This is a genomic window from Phaeovibrio sulfidiphilus (assembly GCF_014861485.1).
GTDB lineage: Bacteria > Pseudomonadota > Alphaproteobacteria > Rhodospirillales > Rhodospirillaceae > Phaeovibrio > Phaeovibrio sulfidiphilus.
This window is the reverse complement of the sequence record NZ_JACZHT010000013.1, coordinates 1-8,304: the sequence shown is the minus strand read 5'-3', so window position 1 is coordinate 8,304 and position 8,304 is coordinate 1. Positions and strand designations below refer to the sequence as shown.

General features: G+C 63.3%; 2 protein-coding genes. Both read left to right on the top strand.

All coding sequences use genetic code 11. The features are described from left to right. Window positions 1-805 precede the first annotated feature (805 nt). Window positions 806-4,864, top strand: coding sequence for an autotransporter family protein (locus tag IHV25_RS10165; protein WP_192535019.1), 4,059 nt, complete (start codon window positions 806-808; stop codon window positions 4,862-4,864). Between the two features lie 695 nt (window positions 4,865-5,559). Then, window positions 5,560-8,304, top strand: a 2,745-nt coding sequence (locus IHV25_RS10160) for a beta strand repeat-containing protein (protein WP_192535018.1), incomplete at its 3' end; no start/stop codon positions are given.

The window sequence follows — 8,304 nt, the reverse complement described above, 5'->3', positions numbered from 1 at the left end:
CCGCCTGGACGACACCTGGGGGCTGACGGTGATGTACGACGGTGCCTACGGGGCTCACACCACCTCCCACGGAGGCCGCGCCCGTATGACGTACCGCTGGTAGGACGGCGAACGCCCGGACCCCGGCCCGGGGCCGGGACGTCCTACCCCGATCCCAACGGCACAAGCCCCGCCTCGCAGGCGGGGCTTTCCTGTTTGTGTTGGGGATCCCGATCTTCTCCCCCATTCCCGCGATCGCGACGCTTCGCGTCAGAGGGAATGAGACATCAAAAGCGGGCGGCCTCTGGTACCCGGACGTTCAAAGCCACACACCCGTCTGGACCCCTTGCCAGTGGCACGGAACCCGGTGCGCGCAGTCCGTCTCGCGTCCTGCGGACGGGCCGGAACCCGCAGCCGCCGAGGCCGCGCGGATGGAGACTCGGGGCAGCGCCGGGGCGGGAGCGCCCGTCCGAGAGCCGGAAGAGGGGAACCTGAGGAGCATCCGAGGGACAATGGCCTGCACCGGGAGCACGCTCCGGCCGGCCCGCCGCAAACCGGGGGCACAGATTTTCATCGCCCTTAAGTTGCAACTAATGCATATCGGAATCCCCTGTATTTCCGTGAGATTAAACGCAGGGTACACAGATAACACCAACTGATTGCTTCGTTTGGGTTGCATTTCCCTGTTTTTTCTTTCCAAATTAACGATTTTTTCAAACGATATTTCGTAGTTTGGTCACCCGATCCCCCTGTTTTTATTGATTTTCAAAAGATCATTTAAGACAATGATCTTGTTGAGTTTTGCAAAAGAGTAACGGAAGCGGCCATGTGGACTCATGTCAGGAACCACAGTCTCGCCTCTCCTTTGGGGGGAGCGCGACCTCACGGCCTGGCGCTTTCAGGTGCGGCTCTTGTGCTGGCACTGATCGCCACGGGGGCCGGGCCTGCGTTGGCACAGAGCTACGAATGCCTGAACGGCAACGGGAAATGTACCGTAACGGGTGAGGTGGCCTGGGGCGATCTGGTTGAGAACCCGAATTTCAGCGGCAAGCTGTCCGATCTGAGGTTTTACGCATACGCTGGAGCGCTGACCTTTTCCGACAGCACGATCCTCGAGGCAACCCCGGGCACGGCTGACCAGCGTCTGGTCGTCTACGGTGGTACGGCCACTCTTTCCGTGGCGAGTGGCAAGACTCTGACGTTCCAGGGAAATACGACCAGAACCGAGGCAAACCTGGACTTTGGGGGGGCGGTTGTTGCCTACTACAACGCGAATACAATCAATTTCTCAGGCAACACCAATTTCATAAGAAATTCGGTGCAAAGCAGGACAAACTGGGCCTGGGGTGGCGCGATTTTTGCCTCATCGAGCACCATGACCTTCTCCGGCGACGTTCTCTTCGACGGGAACTCGGCTCAAAGCGAGACCTACTGGGCTCGGGGTGGTGCAATTTTCAACTGGCACGGTCCGCTGGAGATGTCCGAGAGCGCGACCTTCACCGGGAACACAGCCACAAGCGTTTCCGGCCGGGCCCAGGGTGGGGCGATTTTCAACCAGGAAGGCACGTTAACACTGAAGGGCTCCACCAGTTTTGACGGGAACAAAGTTGCGGTCATAGGCTCCGGCAATGCAAGTACCGCCGGTGGTGGCGCCCTCTACAATACGGGTACGGTGACCTTCCAGAAGGGAGCCACCTTCACCGGGAACACGGCCTTTAGCGATTCAGACGAGGTCCGGGGCGGTGCGATTGAAAACTCCTCGGGCACTGTCAGCCTTTCCGGAAAGAGCGCCTTCACTGGAAATGCGGCGGCAAGCGGCTCGGGCGAGGCCCGGGGTGGCGCGATTGAAAACTCCTCGGGCACAGTGGTCGTAGCCGGAGAGGCCTCCTTCACAGGGAACTCGGCAACAAGCACGTCCGGCACAGCTCGTGGCGGAGCGATCTTCAGCGGCACCGGGGGCACAATCATTCTGGACCCCGACGCGGGCAAGACCATTCTTTTCAGCGGGAACAGGGCGGGGGACCGTCCGAACTCGATCTATTTGCTGGCCGATACGAACGCGACCGTTCTTAGGGTCGGTGTGTCCGGGACGGGCACGGTGGACATGCGCACCGACCCCATGGGAGGCAGCGCGGTTGGTGGTGGGGCTGTCATCCTTGTCAAGGAGAGTGCCAGTACCTGGTGGCTTGGGGGCGAGAACCTGTTCACCGCCGATGACAACGCCACCAGCCTGACCCTGTTCGAGGTGAACAGTGGCACGCTGGCTCTGGCTGCGGGAACCCAAATCACCCTCCAGGGCGCGCTGTCCCGCTTTGCCCTCGGTGACACCGCCGTGCTGCATCTGGAGGGCGGCGGCCACACCATTCTGGCTGGAAGCGGGGGCCAGTCCCCTGCCCACGAAACGGGTGGCGCCATCACTCTGAGCGGCCGCTCGAAAATCACCTTTGACCTTCTCGGCGTGCCGTCCGGCGAGACGGTTCTCACCTTGCGGGCTGAACGCGTGGGCCTGTCGGAATCCGGGGACGCGGTTACCCTCGACATCCGCACGTTCCGAAATGTGGTGGATACCGAGTACACCCTGCTGGATGCGGGAACGGACCTGACGGACAAAACCACCCTGACCTACCGGGGCGAGGCCCTGGCGAACACCCGGGTGGGAGCCGCCCTGGAGAGCCGGCTCGAAAAGGGCAACACGATCCAGGTGCTGAAGGTGGCCCGGGCTGTAAAGAACGACACGATAACGTGGGTCGGCAGCAGCGGCGATACCTGGAACATCTCCACCCCGGACAAGTGGAGGCAGACAGACGGCAAGCTCACCTTGTTCGCTCCCGGCGATGCGGTGGTGTTCACAGCGGCCAACCAGGGCACCGTCAGCATCAACGACGGCGGTGTCGTGGTGGCGGGCATGGAGGTCACCGGAGGGGCCCATACCTTCACGGGCGGAGAGATCGTCTCGGCCTCCGACGGGGAAACCTCGCTCCGGGACGGCGAGCGGACCGGAAAACTGGTGATTGCCGGAGGTGCCAGCGCGACCTTCGAGGACACCGTGAACCTGGACTTTGCCAACGGCTATGACATTGCCGACGGCGCACGCATGACCGTGCGGGGACAGTCCCTCGGGGGCGATATCGCCAACGCCGGAACCTTCGTCTTTGACCTGGGAGCGGAGCGGACGCTCCACTACACCGACACCCTGTCCGGCAAGGGCGCTGTGCTCAAGGAGGGCACCGGCACCGTTATCCTCTCCGGCAAACAGATGGGGGCCACAGGGCCCCTCACCCTGAACGGGGGCACCCTGGGCGGAGCCTTCACCTGGGGCGGAGGCCTGAAGCTGGGCGGGCCTGACACCACCCTGGCGCCGGGTGATCCGGACAAGACGGGCACCCTCTCCGTCAACGATTTCGATCCGGGCGGCCAGAGCTTCACGCTCCGGGTCCGGGTTACCCCCGAGGGCAGCGACTGTCTCGAGATCCGGACCGGCTCTGCGGAGATCCCGGACGGCTCCACCCTGAAGGTGGTGAGCGGCGGCGGAAGCGGCTGGGCGGCCGAAAAGATCTACACGGTCGTGGTGGTCCGGGAGGCGGGCCAGACGATCGCGGGCACGTTCTCGACCCTGGACAGGGCCGCCGACCTCCCGTTCCTGGCGCTGGAGCAGGTGCGTCTGGATGCAAGCGGCACGCCGGTTGACGGCAGCGCGCTGGCATCCGCCATCGGGGTGCGGGCCACCTACAGGAGCCCCGGTCCCGGTCCGGCCCGCCTTATGGGCATGACCCCGAACGAGATCGCCACGGCAGAGGCCATCGACACCATGGAGCCCGGGCCCGTCCAGGACACCATGATCAACACCACGGAGAGTGAGGGGCTGCGACAGCTGGACCTCTTCTCCGGTGATGGCCACGCCAACGTGGGGCACATGATCCGCCAGGGCTCGCCCGAGATCGGCCGGACCCTTCTGGGCACCCTGTCCCGGCTGGCTCCCGACGGGGACGGCATCCCCGGGGAGGAGACGCTCCAGGTGGCGGGCATCGGTCCGGTGACCCTGGATCCCTCCGACGGCGTGCGCAGGAACCACCGCCTCTGGGCCCAGGTCTCCGGCGCCCGGGAAGTCTGGGACGGGGACGGCAACGCGGCGCGCTCCACTGCCAGCGGCCCGGGCATCATGGCCGGCGCCACCCTGAGCCTCGACGACGGCTGGTTCGCCGGCGGCCTGGTCCGATACGGCTACCGGGACTTCCGGGTGCCGGACCGCCTGTTCCGGGCCGACGCCCACTCGGTCTCCGGCGGGGTCTATGGCGGCAAGGTCTGGGATGTGGGCGCGGGAACCCTGCGCACCACGCTGGCGGGCATCTACACCCGCTATGGCATCGACAGCCGCCGCACCGCACAGGCGGAGCGCCTGAAGGCGAGCTACGGCGCCAACGTCTTCCAGGTCATGGCCGAGGCCGCCTGGCGGGCTCCGACCGCAGAGGGCCTGACGGTCGAGCCCTTTGTCGCGGCCGCCTGGAACCGGGCCTGCACCGAGGACTTCACCGAAAGCGGGGGCCCGGCCGCCCTTCACAGCCGGTCCTGGGTCACCCAGACGGGGACGTCCACCGTGGGACTGCGCCTGGACGCCCGCATTCATGAGCAGGTGGTGCTGAGGCTGGATCTGGGCTGGGAGCACGTGTACGGCGACATCAACACCACCAGCCGCCAGGTCTTCGTGTCGGGCTCCGACGATTTCTCCGTGCGGGGAACGCCCGCGGACCGGGACACGGCCGTGCTGGCCGCGGGGGCCTCGGTCATCCTGGGCGAGGACTGGACCCTGAACGTGATCTACGACGGTGCCTACGGGGCCCACACCCTCTCCCACGGAGGACGGGCCAGCGTGATCTGGCGCTGGTGACGCCACCGGCCCGCAGCCGTGACCCCGGACCCGACGGCGCTGGCAAGGCGCCCCCGAACCACACCAGCAAACGCCCCGCCCCACAAGGCGGGGCGTTTGTGTTGGGGGCTCCGCTCTTCCATTCATTCCCACGGCCCGACAGACCTGTCACCGGACAGGATCCGGAAGGCGGCGGCGCAACGTGGCGCCGGTGTCCTCCCCCGCATCCGGAGCTGGGCGGAAACAAATGCTGTCCGCCCTTTCCGGAACACCGCGCACGGGTCCGGGGGCACTGCGGGCTCTGCAGCCCTTCTGAGGGGGGCGGTTCGCTCCGGCGTTCCGGTTACCCCGGGCGGGGCGGTCCGGTACCTGCGCAGGGCAGGGCGTGGGGCAGTCTCCCATCGCTCGCGCTGCCGATTTCAGGCCCGGACGCATCTGTGGCTCTGGGTCTCGGCTCCTGCATTCGGCGCTTAATTCTTGTATTTTGTCTAGTGGAAACAACATAAGAAAAACGTTAAACAGTAAATAGTTTTGTTTTCTTTTTTCTACCCGGAGTCATGAAACAACATTAATTTTATGGTTGTTTGCTTGCAACTCGAAATATATTTTCATTGGTTTCGGTGCGTAAATCATTAGTTGCCCTTGAGTCCAGTTTTTTCCTGAGTCTATGGTTTTCGGTGCCTTTTTGAGGTCCACAGATTCAGGAGGCTTGATCCATGTCCGTGTTGCGCGGTTTCCCCACATCGCTCCCTCACTGCGGTTCCACCCGTCGCCACGGTCTGGCGCTGCCCTGCGTGGCTCTGGCTCTGGCGCTGACGGCGACGGGGGCCGGGCAGGCCTCGGCAGCGGGCTTTGACTGCCCCTCGGGAGGAAGCGGCACCTGCACTGTCACGGGCGTGGTGGCCTGGGATGACCTTGTCGCGGCGGGCTTCAGCAAAAAGCTGTCCGACCTGACGTTTGAAGGAACGGGCGGAAGCGTCACCTTTTCCGAGGATACGACGCCCGAAGCAACGTCCGGCACTACGGATCAGCTCATGGTCGTGGGCGAGGGTGTTGCCGCGACGCTTTCTGTTGCTGGTGGCAAAAAACTGACCATCACGGGCAATACCGTCACGGGCTCAGGGAACGTCTCCGGGGCCGCCATTCGCAATTTGGGAACGCTGACCCTCTCCGGTGCCTTTGACTTCATCGGAAACTCTGCGAGCAGCGATGGTGCCGGGGTCAAAGTGGCCGGGGCGGCCCTACGAAGTGACAAGGGTGAGGTGATTGTCGCCGGCCCGGCCCTCTTCAAGGACAATAAGATCACCGCCAGCGGTATTGATGGCACTGCGTGGGGGGGGGCGGTTCAGAATTATATCTATCTGCCGTTTACGTTTAAGGATGTCGTCCGGTTCGAGGGGAACACCGCCTACAGCACAGCTTTAAGGGGTGGCTCCACAGGGGGAGCGGTCAACAGTATGGGGACCATGACCTTTGAGAAGTTTGCGTCTTTTGTAGGGAACGTGGCCGACAGCAGGGGCGACGATACCATTGCTGGCGGAGGTGCGATCAGCAACTCCCAGCATATGAATTTCATGAGCGAGGCCTTCTTTGAGGGGAACACCGCGTCCGCACGGGGCAATTCAATACGGACCTTTGGTGGTGCGATTTACAACAGTGCCAATACGCTGATATTTCACGACAAGGCAACATTCTCGAAGAACACGGCCCGGGTTGCGGGAAACGGTGGATATGCGTGGGGTGGTGCTCTGTATAACTCGCTTGGTGCGACGACCTTCAAAAAAGAGGTCACATTCAGTGAAAACCTGGCAGACGGCTTGGATACCACAGGAAACGTCTCGGGCGGCGCTATTCTTGCAGATACGTCCGGGAGCCTTACTTTTGAGGGCACTGCGACGTTCTCGAAAAACACGGCCCGGAGCGTAAATGTCAACCGGAGGATCTCCGGTGGCGCGATTGTCAACTACGGCAACACGTTCACCTTTTCCGAAGACGCCTTCTTTACCGAGAACAAGGCCCTCGCTACTGGCAACACAGCCGTCACCTATGGTGGGGCTATTGCAAACCAAAGCGCCATAACCTTCGCGCGTGCCGCCACCTTTGCTGGAAACCTCTCTCAGAGCACGGGCACAGACGGACATGCCTACGGCGGTGCCCTGACCAACCTCGGGTCCAGTAGTGTCATGGCATTCAACGGCAGTGCGACGTTCCGTGACAACACGGCCAAAAGCGATACGGGCGATGCTCTGGGTGGGGCGATCGTCAACTTCGGTATTTTGACCTTTGCCTCGGATGTGACGTTCCAGGGGAACAAGGCCGAAAGCACATCAGGCTCAGGCGAAGGTGGTGCGATTTACAATCAGCTCAGCGACATCACCCTTTCGGGCGAGACAAAATTCCTGGGGAACCTGGCGTCCGCCGCAGGCGGTGCCATTTACAGCCTGGGGGGTACGATTGCCCTGGAGCCGGCGGCGGGCAAGACCATTCTTTTCAGCGGGAATACAGCCGGGGGCAAGGCAAGCTCGATTCATCTCATAAGCGGGGTGTCGAGCGGCGTGAACATTGATTCTGTCCTGAAGGTTGGCGGTGCGGGTACGGTGGACATGAAGTCCGATCCCATGGGCGGCGAGGTCTACAGCGGACGCTCCATCACCGTAACCAAGGACAGCACCGGCACCTGGTGGCTTGGGGGCGAGAGCGTCTTCACCGCGGATGACAACGCGGACAGCCGGACAGACTTCCAGGTCAAGAACGGAACCCTTGCCTTCGCGTCCGGAGCGGCCGGCGGCACGACCGTCGATCTCCGGGGCCTGAAGTCCGCCTTTGCCCTGGAGGCCCCCGCCACCCTGCGCCTGGAAGGCGACAGCCACAAAATTCTGGCCGGGAACGGTGGCCTCAACCCCGATACAGGGACGGGCGGGACCATCACCCTGGCCGCTGGCTCCACCCTGACCTTTGATCTGGACTCGGCCCGGCAGAAAACCGCCGTTCTCACCTTGCGGGCTGAAAACGTGGTCCTGCCGACCGCGTCGGGGGAAACCGTCAACCTGGACGTCCGGTCCTTCAAAAACGTGGTGGGCGCCGAGTACTGGCTTCTGGATGCGGGCGTGGACCTCACAGACCGGGTCACGCTGAAGTACCGTGGCGAGACGATTGTGGGCTCCAGCCTGGAGGGCGCTCTGGTCGGGGAACTGAGCGCCGACAAGAAGGTCCAGAAGCTCATAGTCAAACAGCTGCCCAACCGCAAATTGACCTGGGTCGGGGACAGCAACACGTGGAACACGACCATCGCAGACAAGTGGCGGCTGCCGGACGGGACAACCCTGACCGTGTTCCTCCCGGGCGACGCGGTGGAGTTCATTCCGGAGCATACGGGAACCGTCGACATCAATGCCGGTGGCGTGGTCGTGGCCGGCATGGAGATCAAGGGCGGCACGTTTACGTTCACGGGCGGCGAGATT

Coding starts and splice junctions, on each gene's coding strand:
- IHV25_RS10165 (WP_192535019.1), top strand. CDS start 806: ATGTGGACTCATGTCAGGAACCACAGTCTCGCCTCTCCTTTGGGGGGA.